The sequence below is a fragment of the Cerasibacillus sp. JNUCC 74 genome, from assembly GCF_053667775.1.
Genome location: NZ_CM132207.1, coordinates 1,508,695 through 1,525,435 on the forward strand (window position 1 = coordinate 1,508,695; position 16,741 = coordinate 1,525,435).

Sequence of the window (16,741 nt, forward strand, 5' to 3'; positions counted from 1 at the left end):
TCTAATTAAAATATAATTCGATTTTTCATGATCCGGATTAGCAGTCTAAACGTTACTCATTTCTTTTTTGTCCCAAATATCAACTCTCTACATCTTAAGTACTAGAGTAAAATATGGCTACAGTTCATTACGGAAAAGTAGAATGAACTGTATGATAGAAGTAAGCTAAAGGAAGGAGGAAACGCGATTGAAAAAGTTTCTACTATTTCTAGCAGGATTAACAGCTTTGATTGTATTATTAGCCAATTTAGGTCCAATGGTATTTTTTGTTGTTGGAATTTGGCTGCTTTACGTGATCTTTAAACAGTTTATGAAAAGTGATTCAACAGCTGGTAAGATTGGCTGGGTAATGTTAGGGCTTATTGTGCTAAGCTTCACTATTTCAAATGTGTTTGCCTTAATGGGCGTTGTGGCGTTGTTAGCACTGTACCTTATTTATAAAAACTGGAAAAAAACCGATAAGAACCCTGTTGTTCAACATATTGACGATGATGACCCATTCACAAATTTTGAGCGCCAATGGGCAGAATTTAATAATCGATAAGGAGCGATCATATATGACCAATATATTTACCCGAATTAAAGAATCCATTGTAAGTGATCTTCACTATGCACTAGATCAAAAAGAACAAAAAAATCCAATCGCTGCATTAAATCATTATCTTAGGCAGAGTGAACAGGAAAAGGAAAAAGTACGTCAACTTGTAGAACGCCAATATAAACTAAAAGACGAATTTTTTAAAGAATACCAGTTAGCAAAGAATTTAGCAGAAAAGCGAACGAAGCAAGCAGAAATTGCCGAGCAAGCAGGAGAAGAACAGCTGCATGAATTTGCGCTTAGAGAACATCAGGAATATATAGCACGTGCAGAGCGCATGAAAGCTTCTTATGATGAAGCAGCTGAAGCACTAGAGGTATTAGAACAAAAATATGAAAATATGAAGCATAAGTTAAAGGACATGCATTTACGTAGAATGGAATTAATGGGACGTGAAAATGTAGCACGTGCCAATCATCAGATCAATCGTGTAATTGATGAATCATCAGATAAACCATTTTCTAAATTTACTGAAATGGAAAGATACATTGAGGGCCTGGAATATAGAGTAAATAATTCCTATTACCGCAGTACCTTTGATCATAAAATTGCTAAGCTGGAGAAAAAGATGGATGCAAAGGAACAGTTTTAAATAACATCATGTTTATAGGAACAGCTAAATAAGGTTAACAGCTTAAGAGAAGGCTGAAATAGTTCGATGCATAGCCTGTTTTTCCGGCACTTCTTAGAAAAATAAAAACATGGTATACTATACAGGCGCAGTCATTTGCGCTTGTTTTTGTTTCTACTATAGGAAAGTTTAAATTAGGCTTTAAAGTATAAGAAAAACTACAGCTTTTGCTAAAGACTTGGCGATAAGCCAAGCTTTTCTATAAATTTCAAGTGATCCGTATATATAAAGATAAAAACGATAAGCAGTAAAACTGATTAGGCAGCGCAGCATGCAGTAAAAATCGACCAGATCTTAAACTTGCACTTCTTTGTTTAACCACACCTTACAAGTGTTGATTTACCGATCAATTTTTATTTCACATCTAACTGGCAGTAAGACCCCCACCTAGAAGAGTAAGAGGAATCAAGAAGCCTAGGCGGAGGAGACTTGCAATAAATGTCCGATTGGTTCAGGGGCCTTAGGTCATACCTTTAAGGTACTAACCATGAGTAGGGATGAAAGAAAACCCCCACTCATGGAAGTTTCACTTTATACATACTCGATTCAAAGGGGGTTACTTCATGTTTAAACAACTATCAACAGATACTTTAAATTGGATATTTATCGTTGGAGTAATCCTCTTTATTATTGAGCTTACCTTTTTTCAAGGTGGCATGATCATTCCTGCATTATTTTTTGCATTGCTCATTTATATAGGACGACAGCGATTTTCGAAGCTTTGGGGTAAGCTAGCATTTTGGGGTGGAATCGTTGGCGTCGTTTTTTCTGTTTTGAATATGCTGGCAGTCCGTTTTTTGGTGATTGCGGCAATTGTTATATTTATTATTAATTACTCCAAATCAAAAAAAGAAGCAAAATGGATAAAGCCGGAATTATCGGGGTTTCAAGAAGAAAAAGAGGAACTAGTTAGCAAACGACCGTTGTTTTACCATCGATTGTTTGCTGATCAGCGTACGGATGAAATAGCTTATGAGTGGCGTGATATTAATATACATGGAGCATTTGGCGATCGGGTGATTGACCTTAGCAATACAGTTTTACCAAATGATACGGCTGTTATATCGATTCGGCATCTCGTTGGTAATATCGAGATTTATGTTCCTTATGAAGTAGAAATTAGTATTCAGCACAGCTCAATTATTGGCAGGGCGTTAATCCTCGGAAAATATCATGACAAGCTAATGAATCAAACATTACTTTATCAAACAGAAGGCTATGATAAAACATATCCTCGTGTAAAAATCATCACCTCATTAGCATCTGGAGATATTGAGGTGAAGCGAATATGAATTGGTTTTTACGCTATGTTTTTACTGCAATTATGTATAGTGTTGTCTTAACTGTTATTATTGCTGGTTTTACTTTTGCTGCCTTTATCGATGACTGGACAATAATCATTGAAAAGAAGATGGAGGATTTTCCATTTTTATTGATCCTGTTTGCTATTCCAATCGTTGCTGGCGGAGTAGCAGGGATCGTAATTGGTTTTTACTGGAAGCAGCGAGTACATTATGTAGAAAAGCAAATGGAAGAAATAATTAAAGGTCAAAAGCTGAGCTTTGAACTAGAAACGCCGAAGGACTTAGAGTCAATTCAGCGGTATTTGGAACAAATTCAAAAAAAAATCCGAATTCAGACCGAACACGCCCAACGTTTGGCAACAGAGAGGGCTGAAGAAAGAGAGAAAAGCCTTCAAGAAATTGTCGTTCAAGAGAGAAACAGGTTAGCTAGGGAGTTGCATGATTCAGTAAGTCAACAGTTATTTGCAGCTTCCATGATGATGTCGACAATTACGGAAACAAATCCGCCAAAAAACGAGACGATAAAAAAACAACTGCTTATGGTGGAAAAAATGATCCAGCAATCTCAATTGGAAATGCGTGCATTGCTTTTACATTTACGACCTGTAGCATTAAAAGGAAAGTCTTTGCAAGAGGGAACAAAAGAGTTATTGCTTGAATTAACACAAAAAGTACCAATGAAAATTGATTGGAATATTGAAGCCTTTTCTGTAGATAAAGGGGTAGAAGATCAGCTATTTCGAATTTTGCAAGAAGCATTATCGAATACGCTTCGTCATGCGAAAGCTAACGCTTTGCATGTTATGCTCGTAGAAAGAGATGGAAATATTATTCTCCGGGCGACGGATGATGGCATTGGGTTTGACATGGAGAAGTTGAAGACAGGATCTTACGGACTACAAAATATGCGGGAACGTGCGTATGAAGTTGGTGGAAGCTATAAAGTAGTAAGTCTCCCAAAGCAAGGTACACGCATTGAAGTAAAGGTACCAAACTTGGGAAGAGAGGAGAACAAAAATGATTAATGTATTATTTGCTGATGATCATGAAATGGTGCGGATTGGAGTTACTTCATATTTATCTGCTCAACCGGATATTCATGTAATAGCTGAGGCTGATGATGGCGGAGAAGCTGTCACGCTTGCTTTGGAGTTGAAGCCAGATATAATACTAATGGATCTCGTTATGAAAGAAATGGATGGTATTGAGGCAACTAGATTAATTATGGAACAATGGCCGGAAGCAAAAATTATTATTGTGACAAGTTTTTTGGATGATGAAAAAGTTTATCCTGCTCTAGAAGCTGGAGCAACCAGCTATATGCTAAAAACGTCCAAAGCGGAGGAAATAGCTAAAGCGATTCGTGCTACTTATGAAGGACAAACAGTTTTAGAACCAGAAGTAACTGGTAAACTGATGAATCGGATGCGTTCCCCTCAGGAACAATTACATGAACGGTTAACAGGTCGAGAAAAAGAAGTATTATTATTACTGGCACAAGGGAAAACAAATCAGGAAATTGCTGATCAATTATTTATATCTTTAAAAACCGTAAAAGTTCACGTTAGTAATTTACTGGCAAAATTAGAGGTGCAGGATCGCACGCAAGCAGTTATTTATGCTTTTAGACACCACTTAGTCGATTGAGAACGAAGAGGATGTAATCGTACGGGTTCAAAAACTAGGAAAAAAAAGGATCGAAGTCAGCTAAGATCGCAATGTCCTGAAAAAGAAGGACGCTTTTTCTGCGTGCGATGTCGATTCAAGCAGCTTTTCTTGTCCTCGTATATTATTATTAACTAGTATTTTTACTAGTTTTAAATCGTTGTACCACTCAAGGTATAATGTATTTAGTCAGATAGAGGTTGTCGTAATTGTCCTTGAAGTATTGTCTTCGTTTTCAAGACTGACACCTCTTTCTTTATAGAACTATTCGAATGAGCTGGATGACATATTCGTTGTCGTATATCGAACGAAGTTGAATATCTATAAGGATAAGAGGATTCCTCCCATCTGATAAATAATAATTAGGTGGTGCTTTTATGTTTTATATTGGTGTTGATATTGGTAAGCGGCATCATCAAGTAGGTTTAATTAATGATAAAGGTGATCCCGTTGGGAAAACTGTCCGTTTCGCAAATTCCAAGAAAGGAAGCGAAAAGTTACTTCAATTTATCAACCAATATAAGTTAATACCTGATAACACAGATGTTGGTATGGAAGCTACCGGTCATTATTGGTTATCTGTTTTTTCATTTCTTCATAAATTAGGATTTAAAATAACCGTTTTTAATCCTTTACAATCGGATGCCTTACGTCATTTTTATATTCGAAAGACAAAAACAGATGTGAGTGATGCCTACCTGATCGCTCAAGTCATCCGTATTGATTCGCCAGAGGAAACTCCTTTCGTTGAAGAAGATTTACTAGAATTAAGACATCTTGAGCGTTTACGGTATTCCTTTGTAGATCAGTGTTCAGACTTAAAACGCAAAGTAATTTCGTTACTTGATCAAGTCTTTCCCGAGTATGAACAAATTTTCTCTGATGTATTTGGAAAATCTTCTACTGAAGTTTTACTACACTCCCCTTTACCTGAAGATTTACTTCAACTTGATACAGAAAAGTTAGCTGAGTTATTAAGTAAAGGGCGTCTCGGTGAAACAAAAGCTTTTAATAAAGCGAATCAAATTAGAGAAAGTGCGTTGAATACCTTTGGCATTTCTATGGGTACAGATGTATTTAAACTACAAATTCAACTTCTTTTAGAACAAATTTCATTAATTGAAAAACATCTAGAAAAAATGGAAAAAGTAATGATTGATATTTCAAATCGCCAAGAACATTTTCTGACAACGATCACTGGTATTAGTGATGTTACCGCGTGTGTCATTCTTGGAGAAATTGGTTCCATTCAACGCTTTGAGCGTCCTGAGCAACTTGTTGCTTTTGCAGGCCTAGACGCCTCTGTTCATCAATCTGGTGACTTTAATAGTAATAAAACTCGACTTTCTAAACGAGGTTCTCCTTACCTCAGACGAGCTATTTGGCAAGCTGCGTTTGTAGCGAGTTTCCATGATCCTGCCCTTTCCTTGCATTACCAAAGATTGCGTAAGCGTGGTAAAGCACATGGTACAGCTGTTGGTGCTGTTGCTCGGAAATTAACACATATCATTTTTGCAATACTTAGAGATAAAAAACCTTATGAACCGAGACCAAATAATAATTAATAATAAATTAATCTAAGCTTTCTTTTTTAAAAAATTAATGAAGGCTTATTTGGTATGCTTAATTTTAATCGGAGTCTTTTATCATAATCTCAAAAATCACTCCATTTTTACCTTGACTTTTTATAGCTGGTCTTGAAAAAGAAGAACGCTTTTTCTGCGTGCGATGCCGATTCAAGCAGCTTTTCTTGTCCTGTTGCAACGCCGACACTAGCACGTCCTGTCGAGTTCGAGTAGCTAGAGTATATGCAGTGAGATGCATGAACAAGAGTAAGGTTTCCTTGGGACCCAGACGCATGCAGGAAAAAAGCTCAAAGAACGGAGAAACAAGCCAATAAAGAAAACTTAGCCAGCGGCAAGCAAAGCATAGCCTAGTTGCACGTAACTTTGAACGTAAAAAATTTTAACTATGTTGAATGAACTCCAAAGCTAAAATTTTATCCGTTTTAACGTCTGAAGAAATTCGATGTGTCATTTTTAGCGTACAATCTCTAACAGCAAAAAAACGAGACATTAGCTGTGCTCGTTTTTTATAATTTCATTTCTGGAACTTGATTTATAAAAAAACAAGAAAATTTTAGCTGTTCGTTTACTTCCTTGTAGCAGTAAAAAATGCTTAAGATCACTTTAATAGTGAAATTATGAAGATTGTTTTAACAGACGTTCTGTCAATTGACAAATAGAAATTAATTCATAGATAATAATCAGTTCAGGAGGGAAATTAGCTATATCTGCATCAGGTTTTCGACTGGCAATACCATTTTCTCGCCAGTACATTTCTCTCAGTTTACTTACATATATCTGATCGATCGCCGTTTGATTATGTAATGAATCGATAAGCTCATCCGTTACCTGCCGAATAACTTCTCTTTCTTGTTCATCCCACATATTGCTATGAAGTGTAATATTAATAATATTATCCATGTGATAATGAATGAATCGTAAACAAATAAGCTGTTTTTCTGCACGTTGAAAAAATTTCTTTTCATTATCTGTTAACGGATGATATTTTGCTTCATCTTTTTGAAAACGGATTAGCGTTTCTGTTTGTTGAATCTTTTTATAGACTTTGTTCGTCGGTTGAAGGTGCAATGAATTAACTAGAGGATCATCCGCTGTTACGGAATAGAATACATGTTTAATCATTTTCCCTAACCGTTTACGAATCGCCATCATGTTCTCAGATATATTTTCCGTATAATCAGGTGGTAGGACAAACATATTGACCATTGTAGAAACAACCAAACCAATTGTAGTAGTTCCTAAGCGAATGAAAAATGAAATAAAATAATTGCTGTGAATAACTTCGATCATTGCGACTGCTGTAAGTGTTGCCACTAAAAGACCAGCATGTAATTTAAGGCGAAAACAAGTCACTATCGTCAATGTAGCAGCAAGAGCGTAGGTTATTGGTGAATTGCCAAATAAGTAAATAAAAAATACCGAGTATGCAGCACCGATTGCTGAAGCAGGAAAACGAATGAAGCCTTTCCGAATAGAGTCAGAAACGGTCGGTTCAATCGTTACGATTGCAGTTATCACAGCAAAGACCGCTGGTGCCTTTAACATATCGCATATCCATGCAGTTAAAAATACGGCAACTCCAGTTTTAACAACTCTGCTCCCTACAAAATACGAACGTTTCAATCAAGTTCAGCTCCTAGATGTTATATCCTTAATTATGTTACTTCTTCATCTATTCTCTGCTAACTTTAAAAAATTTTCAACTAACTTGAAAAAAAGGGTTGCAATTTTAGTCATCATAACATAAACTGTATTATAACAAAATATTTAATTGGTAAACTGTTATATAAAAGGAGGGGTGGAAATGGAAATGACAAAGGATGTGATTATATGTCCTGACTGTGGTAAGGAGATGGATGGGAAAAGTATGATTCAAGAATGTGATCATTGTCTTTCAAAGAAGCAAGATTAATTTTTTAACTTTGTTGTTATATAACAATGATAAATGTATTATAACAAAGGGCGGCTTTATCATAGGTGAATTTCATATAAAACTAATAGGGGGATAAACATGACAAATCAACGTGTTGCAGAATTAAAAGAAGCTTGGGAAAACGATCAACGCTGGGTAGGGGTAGAACGAGCATATCGTGCAGAAGATGTCATTCGATTAAGAGGATCGATGGAAATTACTTACACACTGGCGGAAAAAGGGGCAGAAAAATTATGGAATCTTCTCAACACGGAAGATTATATTCATGCACTTGGGGCATTAACAGGTAATCAGGCTGTTCAACAAGTTAAGGCAGGCTTGAAGGCTATATACCTCAGTGGTTGGCAAGTTGCAGCTGATGCAAATTTGGCCGGACAAATGTATCCTGACCAGAGTCTGTATCCGGTAAATAGTGTGCCAAATGTAGTCAAACGAATTAACCAAGCTTTACAAAGAGCGGATCAGATCCATCATTCGGAAGGAAATAATGAAATAGACTGGTTCGCACCAATTGTAGCAGATGCTGAAGCCGGCTTTGGCGGACAGCTGAATGTTTTTGAATTAATGAAAGCTATGATTGAAGCAGGAGCGTCTGGTGTACATTTTGAGGATCAATTGTCTTCGGAAAAAAAATGTGGGCATTTAGGCGGAAAAGTTTTACTTCCGACGCAAACAGCTGTGCGTAATTTAATAGCTGCTCGTTTAGCGGCTGATGTCATGGGTACACCTACCGTTATTATTGCAAGAACGGATGCCAATGCTGCTGATTTAATAACGAGTGATATTGACGAGGAAGATGCACCATTTATTACGGGAGAGCGTACAACAGAAGGATTTTTTAAGACGAAGGCAGGAATCGATCAGGCAATTGCTCGAGGCCTTGCGTACGCACCATATGCAGACTTAATTTGGTGTGAGACTGCAGAGCCTAACTATGAAGAAGCAAAGAAGTTTGCTGAGGCAATTCATGCAAAATATCCAAACAAGTTGTTAGCTTATAACTGTTCACCATCATTTAATTGGAAGAGAAAATTAACAGATGACGAGATTGCAAGTTTCCAAGAAAGAATAGCTAAACTGGGCTATAAATTCCAATTCGTTACTTTAGCAGGCTTCCATGCGTTGAATTACAGCATGTTTGAGCTGGCAAGAAATTATAAAGATGAGGGCATGAAGGCTTATTCTGAGTTACAACAAGCAGAATTTGCAATGGAAGAATACGGGTATACTGCTACAAGACATCAAAGGGAAGTTGGAACGGGATATTTTGATGAGGTAGCACAAGTCATTTCTGGAGGAGCGCTTTCAACAGCTGCTTTAAAAGGATCGACAGAAGAAGAGCAATTTACGTCATAATAGTAGAGAATCTACTTTAACATGTATAGATAGAATTTTAAAAGCATTAGAAACAATGAAATTGTTGTAGAATTTTCAATATTCTTCTATAAACACAGAAAAATAGAAGCGTTCATTTATTAGCGAATGGACGCTTCTTTTAAGGGTTTAAAGAGGATTATGTCTGTTTTGAAATATAATTGTAACATTACTATAATACGCCTGCAATTTTTTATTGATATAATACGAATTGCCTAAGAAGATAGATATACATAACTAATTATAATAAAAAACATAGCCACGATAGAATGAAGCAAAAATACATATAAAGCGTGGTAGAATATAAAAAAGTGGGGGAGTATGTTGAAAAAGTCAATCGTAACTGTAGCAACGATAACAGTTGTTGGTTTTAGCAGTGCTTTTTTCCATTCTCAAGTACAAGCTGAACCAGTAAGTAATGTAAAGAGCCATACTGAAATTCAAAATGATCGTGAAGCAATTAAAGCAAATCTATCAGACGCAGAAGCAAAAATTGCAGATGTTTTAATAGACCTAGAAGACTTGAATAAAGAAATTAATCAAGTAAATAAAGCGATGAAAGAAAATAATAAACAAATGGAAAAAGCAAAAAGTGACATTGCTAAAAAAGAGCAAGAAAGGGCTAAACTCGAAGCAGAAATTAAAAAGCTGGAAGAAGCAATTGAAAAGCGTTACAACAAGCTTAAAGAACGTGCCGTATCTTACCAAGAAAGCGGTGGAGATGTCAGCTACCTTGAAGTAGTCTTAGGTTCTAAAAGCTTTGGAGAATTCATTAATCGTGTATCTGCTGTCAACAAAATAACGGATGCAGATGTTAATTTAATGGAAGAACAAGAAAAAGATAAAAAAGAAGTAGAGAAAAAGAAAGAAAAAGTACAAGCTAGTTTACAAGAATTACAAGCGTTGGAAACAGAATTAAAAGGTATGCAAGACACAATTGCTCAACAAAAACAAGAAAATGATAAGAAAAAAGAAAAGTTACAAACTAAAAAAGATGAACTTGTGTCTCTAAAAGACGAACTAAAGGTTAAAGATAGTAACTTGGCGGCACTAGAAGCAGAAGTAAGACAAAACATTGCAGCTAATATTGACGATGCGGATACTTCAAGTAATCGAGCTACTACAGCAGCTGCTACTGAAGAATCAAGACCAGCAGCTTCTGTAAATAATAATTCCAATGGTGGAGATTTGCAGACAGTAGCTAGCAAACAAAGCAACAACCAAAGCAGCAAACAGCGCTATTCTTCAAAACCTAAATCATCTGGTGGTGGCGGTTTAAGTGCAGTGATTAACGCTGGTTATCAATACCTAGGAAAACTACCTTATGTATGGGGAGGAAAATCTCCGAAAAGCGGCTTTGACTGTTCCGGATTTGTATCTTGGGCATTTGCTCAAGGTGGATATTCGATTCCATCCAACACAGGTGCATTAGCAGGAACAGGAACAAAAGTAGAGTATAGTGAAATTCAGCCGGGAGATCTTGTTTTCTTTGATACTTACAAGAAAAATGGACATGTAGGTATATATATTGGTGGCGGACAGTTTATTGGTTCACAAAGCACACCAGGTATGTCTATAGAGTCAATGACAAGTGGTTATTGGAAACAGAAGTTTAATGGGCTTGTTCGTCGTGTAAGGTAACTAACAGAATAGAAGCCATTCTTTTATAAAATGTACCCTATAGGACATTTTATAAGGAATGGCTTTTTGATTGTCTAGGAAATTATATCTATTTTAGGGTACTGGATATCTTTTTTGGCTCTAAACTATTTGTTGGAGTATAGAAAAATGAGCGTAAAAAAGGGTTCTACAATATATGTTGGAGTTTAAGAAAATTTGTTGATTAAAAAAACGCAAGCTCCTTTTTTGTTAGCTTTGTTACAAACTACAAAAGGATTAGAGCCTGTTTTCAAGTATCACTTTTTTTATAGTAACTTAAAAACTCATCAACATCCTGTTTCTTTACTAGTTTTACTCCGTTAATCTCAATTATCGGTAAACCCATTTTTTACAACTTCTGAAAAGGTTTAAAGCTAACTCCAATATATTGAGCTACTTTAATTAATGGTTATTTCAGACTTTCACCGTTCAAATATCCCTTTAGAGTGACCGTCAAGTTAAATACATTAGTAAATAATACACTAAATGAATCACATAATTTTGATTCATATCAGATAGTAAATAAATGTACATTAGTCAAGAATTGATGTTTCTAAGTGCGAAACTTAAGAAATAAATTTAAAGAAGATACAGTTAAAATGGTACTAACTTTATCTCGCATGTTACTAGCAGTAAGACGTCCACCTCAAAAATGCAAGCAATCACAGAAGTTTTGGTGGGGGATGATGGGGATGAAAGAAAATCCCAACTGATTGATGTTTCACTTTACCTCCCGTTGTTTTGTATATACCTATTTCTTCTATTCATTCCCTCAAACATACGTTGTTCTGCTTCTATTGACATGACGACAAAGTCTAAACGAATATCCTTTAATGTTCGAAATCCTTCTATATCTTTCTTATGAATAAACCCTTTCAGTACAAGATCATGTAGTCGTTGCTTGTTAACGTGACCATAGTCCAAAAAAAGTGATTCTCCAAATACATCCAATAAACGGTGAAGATCATATGTTGGTTTGTTTGCCACCAGGGAGACTGATCCGTACTTATAAGATAATTTACGTTTTTCATTTAATTGATTGCACTGAATCATTTTACCTTTTAGCATGTTAAAGTCGTTAGCTAAAGCTATGTTCTTTTCTTGTAAAGCTTTTATTTCCGTCAGCAATTCCTGTTCATCTTTCGTTTGATTATCCTCCAAGTCTAGCTTTAACAAATTTTTACCAGTATTATTAAAATTTAATTTGATATAATAGCTAGCCCTTTGACGAAATGGCTTACTCATTTCATTCCAGTTCTTAATGGAAGATAATTCTTTATGATCAACTGTTAAACAATCGATATAAACATCTGGTATCAAATAATCCATAAGATATTCGATCATTCCCTTTTCGTCCCATTCATAAATCATTCTAGGGACAAATTTGGCAACCATATTTAAGCTTTTGTATTCGTGACGTTTCATATCGCTATCTATTAAAATATTTCTTAATGCCTTCTTATCATTCTTTAACTGTGTCTCCACATATTTTTTCTCATAATATGTACCATTCTCTATAAATTGCTCCATAAGTTCAGCAGCTGTTTGGATTTTCATACTATCTCTCCATCAGTGATTGATTTTGGATAAGACAAAAGACTTATTACGTAAGTTTTGTTGTTTATTGTCCTATGCAATTGATATAAACTGCAACATAGTATACAACCGCTCTGAAAATCGATTTGGAAATCACTACGGTTTTCACGGGCTCGCACGCGTCTCCGTGTTTTTCCTTGCTAGTAATATGTTTCAACTTATTTAAATCATGCTCTTGTTACGCTGTTTATATGTTTGTGCAAAAACAACAATCATTCCAAAAACAGCCAAACAAAAAGACTTATAACCTACGTGTTGTGATAAGCAAGGTTGTCTAAATATTTTTATCATTATTTGCATTCTATCGAGTAGATTTAGCATTTTTCCCATCGTCAAGTTGCTCTATGCGTATTGTCTTTGGAATGCAGTTGACCAACTATTTAGTTGGATCTAGCATTTCATGAACAGAGCAAATATACGTCTTATCAGGATTGGAAAATTGTATCCTTGAAACCTGGAATAGCGATAAAGTAGGGTGTGTACATACATTGGCAATTTGTAATTCAACTAAGGCTCCACGAAAATGCTCGGCTGCATGTTTTCAAATTAATTTGCATAATCCAAAATAGAATATCGGTTGTGCTTGAAAGGATTAGCTAACGTATGCACCACGTAGACCGACTTTTTCTTCATATTTATGGTACTTCTTTCATCGCTTTTTTGTTTTTCATGTTGGGATAGTTTCAGCGTGATGTATATTTAAATTTTATAATATTCTATTAATTATTTCGGCATATTTATTATCCTTTCATTTCGATTAACTATTTTTTGCTTCATTTCTTTTATTTGTATGGTATGTCGTCGTTTATGTAAGCAAATATCGTCAGTTAAGCTTTCAAATTTCCCCAAATGTAGGATAAACAGCCGACATTTTCATAAGTCATCTTTATGTATTTCCTTAAAAAGAGCTTGCAATTATTGAAACCTTGATTCTTCCAGTAATTGTAGTAAATTTTTTGGGAAGGAATGTTTCAAGTGGTTCATTGGTTGCTTTCATTTTTTTGAAACGACCAAAATATACGTTACATCTTTACGTTTTACTTTCTTATTTGATGCATTTAAGGATTGTTATATTATTTGCTGTTTCCTTTTCTATCGCATATAAATGAAAAATGACTTGTGAGATACTCCACTCTTTTTTACTTGGTTTTTGGTTCAATTTTTCATTGGATAGATCTTTTAAACAATTCAATAAAACTCCTCTTGTTTGCCCAAGTCTTTTCATTAACATATGCTCACCCCTTCATCAATTTTGATAGATAAAATTACAATTCAAGACGTTTAATCTCTTGCAGTATATCTCCTTCCGTTCAGTATCATTAGCATAATAAGACCATTTTAAAAAATAATTGATGTAGGTCAATTTTTCAAAGAGTATTGCATTTTTGAACAAAAAATGACATTCACATTTATAAAGTATGGTTTGTGAGTAAAAATTGATGTAGGTCAAGTTTTTTTGGTATTCACTTATTAAATAATAAAACTAAAGGAGGGGAGTGATAAACAAATGGATTGTAATTTGATGAACTAAAAACCCGAGATTAGCAGTTAAATAAGAAGTAAGTTCGCAACTAGAATGAATGTGAAAGGTGACGTAAGAGAAGATTCAATTTTTGGCAGGTACAAAATTATATCAGTCCTGGTAGCTAACGTATGATCAACATAGGATGTAGTATCCACCAAGGCCCGAGTATTCATGTTCTTTACTAAACGGCGACATACCATCTGCGATATGGAACACATTCATTTCATTAACATATGAAAACCACCTAACATTTTTGTTTTAGTAGTTTCAGGTATGACCAAGTTATTTTATTTTAATCAGCGAATAAACAAAAGTATAAACTTTCTTATGCTGCATAAGTGCAACTATTAGCATTCGTATAAAGGCTTAGCGAATGTCTGTTTTTTTAAAGTTCATATGTGAATTGTTTAACAAAAATAATCTGACTGCTATCTCTTTATATTTATTTATAACTATATGTTTATATTCACAATTCGAAAAGAGGGGGATCAGAATGGATAAAAATAACAAAAATATATTTAATTCGAAGGATAAACAGCCTACAACGGTTAATGGACTATTAAAATCTATCACAATCATTACACTAGTGCTCAGTTTTACTGCCCTTATTGTTGGGGGGTTCTGGGTCTTTAAAAACCAAGCACCAACCCCATTAGAAGTAGTTACACCAGATGGGGAAGTCATTATGACAAAGGATTCAATTAAAGGCGGTCAGGCTGTTTTCCAAAAGTATGGACTAATGGATTATGGTACCTTACTTGGAAATGGTTCCTATATGGGACCCGACTATACTGCTGAGGCATTGAAAATATATACGGAGGGCATGCAGGATTATTACGCAGATCTAGACTACGGTAAAGCATATAATGAACTAAGTGATGAGAATGCAGCCGTGATAAAGGATAAGGTAATTTCTGAAATACGAAAAAATCGATTTAATGAAGATGAAAGTATCCTTTACGTTACGGATGCTCAAGTATATGGAATTGAAAAAGTAGAAGCATATTACCGTGATATATTTGTAAATGGAGATGGTTGGGGATTAGAAGCAGGATTAATTCAAGAGTCGCATCTTCCAGAGAAAGATCGTAACTATGTAGCGGAGGGAGATCAAATTGAACAAATATCTGACTTCTTCTTTTGGACAGCATGGTTATCTAGTACAAATCGAATCGGAGATGATATATCTTACACAAATAACTGGCCATTTTATGAAGATGCAGGAAATACGATGTCTTATTCTGCTATACTGTGGAGTGGTGTAAGTATAACCATCCTTGCACTATTTGTGGCAATTGTTCTATTTGTTTTCTATAAATATCATTTTGGCATGACACCAGCATTTACGAAGAATAATTACCCGGTCTATAATTTAAGAAATAAAGCAGTAACCACATCACAAGTTAAATCTGCCAAATTCTTCTTACTCGTTACTATAATGTTCTTTGTTCAAGTGATGTTTGGCGCTTTATTAGCTCATTATTATACTGAACCAGACGCCTTCTTTGGTATTAAATGGATCTATGATCTATTACCATTTGAGGTTGCAAAAGGCTATCATCTACAGCTAGCCATTTTCTGGATTGCAACAGCATGGCTAGGTATGGGGATCTATTTTGCACCAAATGTTGGTGGTATCGAACCAAAACGTCAAGGATTCCTGGTTGATATTTTATTCTGGGCATTAGTTGTCGTTGTTGGTGGCTCCATGGTTGGTGAGTGGTTAGGCGTCAAAGGGTTCCTCGGTAACTTATGGTTCCTACTCGGTCACCAAGGCTGGGAGTATTTAGAGTTAGGACGTGTGTGGCAAATTGCCCTTGTAAGCGGATTGGCGATATGGCTCTATATCGTATATCGTGGAATCCATCATGGACTTAAAAAAGAGCGAGATAAAGGTGGATTAATCCACTTATTATTCTATGCATCGATCGCAGTCCCAGCTTTCTATATATTTGCATTTTTCGTTACACCTGGACAAAGCTTCACGATGTCAGACTACTGGCGTTGGTGGGTAGTTCATTTATGGGTAGAGGGAATTTTTGAGGTATTTGCTGTTGTCATCATTGGGTATATGCTAGTAAGCATGAAACTTGTAACGAAGTCATCGGTTGTTCGAATGTTCTATTTCCAAATTATTTTATTACTTGGAACAGGTGTATTAGGGGTTGGTCACCATTACTATTACAATGGTTCACCAGAGGCATGGATAGCAGTTGGTGCTGTATTTAGTGCCTTAGAAATTATTCCATTAACATTGTTAGTGCTAGAGGCTTACGATCAATACAAAATGATGCGTGCCGGCGGGGTAGATTTTCCATATAAACTTACTTTCTGGTTCTTAATCGCAACTTCTATCTGGAATGTTGTTGGTGCTGGTGTAACAGGATTCTTAATTAACCTTCCAGCCGTCAACTACTTTGAACATGGTCAGCAGTTAACACCTGCACATGGTCATGCAGCAATGATGGGTGTTTATGGAATGTTTGCAATAGCTGTACTTATCTACTCACTGCGAAATGTGGTTAAGCCTGAGAAATGGAATGATACATGGTTGAAATGGTCATTCTGGCTACTAAATATCGGATTATTTGGAATGGTATTTGTTTCCTTAACACCAATTGGATTTATCCAATTGAAGGAAGCCTTCGATAATGGGTATTGGGCGTCACGAACAAGTGAGTTTCTACAACAAGATATTATTCAAGATCTATTATTATGGCGTGCCGTACCAGATACAATCTTTCTCATAGGTGTGATCATCTTGGTTGTATTTACGATAAAAATTATGTTCCATCTGAAAAAACCTAAATATAAAGGTGGAGATAGCATACCTGAAGCAGAAGAATAAGTAGATGAATTGAAAACGAGGT

12 protein-coding genes are annotated in these 16,741 nt (G+C 35.5%); 9 read left to right on the plus strand and 3 right to left on the minus strand.

Features of this window, described 5'->3' with window-relative positions:
* The first annotated feature begins 187 nt into the window (after nucleotides 1–187).
* From JNUCC74_RS06605 to JNUCC74_RS06630, 6 genes are all read left to right on the plus strand, one after another.
* Nucleotides 188–544 (plus strand): lmo0954 family membrane protein, encoded by a 357-nt coding sequence (locus JNUCC74_RS06605; RefSeq protein ID WP_077320094.1) that lies wholly within the window; start codon nucleotides 188–190, stop codon nucleotides 542–544.
* A gap of 13 nt (nucleotides 545–557) precedes the next feature.
* A complete protein-coding gene (locus JNUCC74_RS06610; RefSeq protein ID WP_454067393.1) occupies nucleotides 558–1,190 on the plus strand; it encodes a PspA/IM30 family protein in 633 nt (210 codons plus the stop codon).
* 602 nt (nucleotides 1,191–1,792) lie between these two features.
* Nucleotides 1,793–2,521, plus strand: a complete 729-nt coding sequence (liaF, locus tag JNUCC74_RS06615) for a cell wall-active antibiotics response protein LiaF (protein ID WP_077320096.1) — start codon at nucleotides 1,793–1,795, stop codon at nucleotides 2,519–2,521.
* Nucleotides 2,518–3,558 (plus strand): sensor histidine kinase, encoded by a 1,041-nt coding sequence (locus JNUCC74_RS06620; RefSeq protein WP_454067394.1) that lies wholly within the window; start codon nucleotides 2,518–2,520, stop codon nucleotides 3,556–3,558. The genes liaF and JNUCC74_RS06620 overlap by 4 nt, the downstream gene beginning before the upstream one ends.
* On the plus strand, nucleotides 3,551–4,180 hold the full coding sequence (locus JNUCC74_RS06625) for a response regulator (RefSeq protein ID WP_454067395.1): 630 nt from the start codon (nucleotides 3,551–3,553) through the stop codon (nucleotides 4,178–4,180). Before JNUCC74_RS06620 ends, JNUCC74_RS06625 begins: the two co-directional genes overlap by 8 nt.
* 395 nt (nucleotides 4,181–4,575) lie before the next feature.
* A complete protein-coding gene (locus tag JNUCC74_RS06630) occupies nucleotides 4,576–5,763 on the plus strand; it encodes an IS110 family transposase (protein WP_454067396.1) in 1,188 nt (395 codons plus the stop codon).
* 636 nt (nucleotides 5,764–6,399) lie between these two features.
* On the opposite strand, the gene JNUCC74_RS06635 is transcribed toward JNUCC74_RS06630, so the two are convergent.
* On the minus strand, nucleotides 6,400–7,407 hold the full coding sequence (locus JNUCC74_RS06635) for an aromatic acid exporter family protein (RefSeq protein ID WP_454067397.1): 1,008 nt from the start codon (nucleotides 7,405–7,407) through the stop codon (nucleotides 6,400–6,402).
* A 388-nt stretch (nucleotides 7,408–7,795) separates the two neighbouring features.
* Here JNUCC74_RS06635 and aceA point away from each other — a divergent pair, with 388 nt between their 5' ends.
* Nucleotides 7,796–9,073 (plus strand): isocitrate lyase, encoded by a 1,278-nt coding sequence (gene aceA, locus JNUCC74_RS06640; protein ID WP_454067398.1) that lies wholly within the window; start codon nucleotides 7,796–7,798, stop codon nucleotides 9,071–9,073.
* A 339-nt stretch (nucleotides 9,074–9,412) separates the two neighbouring features.
* Entirely contained in the window at nucleotides 9,413–10,732 is a 1,320-nt protein-coding gene (locus tag JNUCC74_RS06645) for a C40 family peptidase (RefSeq protein WP_454067399.1), read from the plus strand.
* A 744-nt stretch (nucleotides 10,733–11,476) separates the two neighbouring features.
* On the opposite strand, the gene JNUCC74_RS06650 is transcribed toward JNUCC74_RS06645, so the two are convergent.
* Both JNUCC74_RS06650 and JNUCC74_RS06655 read right to left on the minus strand, forming a co-directional pair.
* On the minus strand, nucleotides 11,477–12,307 hold the full coding sequence (locus JNUCC74_RS06650) for a hypothetical protein (protein WP_454067400.1): 831 nt from the start codon (nucleotides 12,305–12,307) through the stop codon (nucleotides 11,477–11,479).
* 1,084 nt (nucleotides 12,308–13,391) lie between these two features.
* Entirely contained in the window at nucleotides 13,392–13,571 is a 180-nt protein-coding gene (locus JNUCC74_RS06655; RefSeq protein ID WP_454067850.1) for a DinB family protein, read from the minus strand.
* Between the two features lie 793 nt (nucleotides 13,572–14,364).
* On the opposite strand from JNUCC74_RS06655, the gene JNUCC74_RS06660 reads away from it, so the two are divergent.
* Nucleotides 14,365–16,719 (plus strand): nitric-oxide reductase large subunit, encoded by a 2,355-nt coding sequence (locus JNUCC74_RS06660; protein ID WP_454067401.1) that lies wholly within the window; start codon nucleotides 14,365–14,367, stop codon nucleotides 16,717–16,719.
* Nucleotides 16,720–16,741: the final 22 nt, after the last annotated feature.

Coding starts and splice junctions, on each gene's coding strand:
- JNUCC74_RS06625 (WP_454067395.1), top strand. CDS start 3,551: ATGATTAATGTATTATTTGCTGATGATCATGAAATGGTGCGGATTGGA.
- JNUCC74_RS06610 (WP_454067393.1), top strand. CDS start 558: ATGACCAATATATTTACCCGAATTAAAGAATCCATTGTAAGTGATCTT.
- liaF (WP_077320096.1), top strand. CDS start 1,793: ATGTTTAAACAACTATCAACAGATACTTTAAATTGGATATTTATCGTT.
- JNUCC74_RS06620 (WP_454067394.1), top strand. CDS start 2,518: ATGAATTGGTTTTTACGCTATGTTTTTACTGCAATTATGTATAGTGTT.
- JNUCC74_RS06645 (WP_454067399.1), top strand. CDS start 9,413: ATGTTGAAAAAGTCAATCGTAACTGTAGCAACGATAACAGTTGTTGGT.
- JNUCC74_RS06655 (WP_454067850.1), bottom strand. CDS start 13,571: ATGAAAAGACTTGGGCAAACAAGAGGAGTTTTATTGAATTGTTTAAAA.
- JNUCC74_RS06630 (WP_454067396.1), top strand. CDS start 4,576: ATGTTTTATATTGGTGTTGATATTGGTAAGCGGCATCATCAAGTAGGT.
- JNUCC74_RS06660 (WP_454067401.1), top strand. CDS start 14,365: ATGGATAAAAATAACAAAAATATATTTAATTCGAAGGATAAACAGCCT.
- aceA (WP_454067398.1), top strand. CDS start 7,796: ATGACAAATCAACGTGTTGCAGAATTAAAAGAAGCTTGGGAAAACGAT.
- JNUCC74_RS06650 (WP_454067400.1), bottom strand. CDS start 12,307: ATGAAAATCCAAACAGCTGCTGAACTTATGGAGCAATTTATAGAGAAT.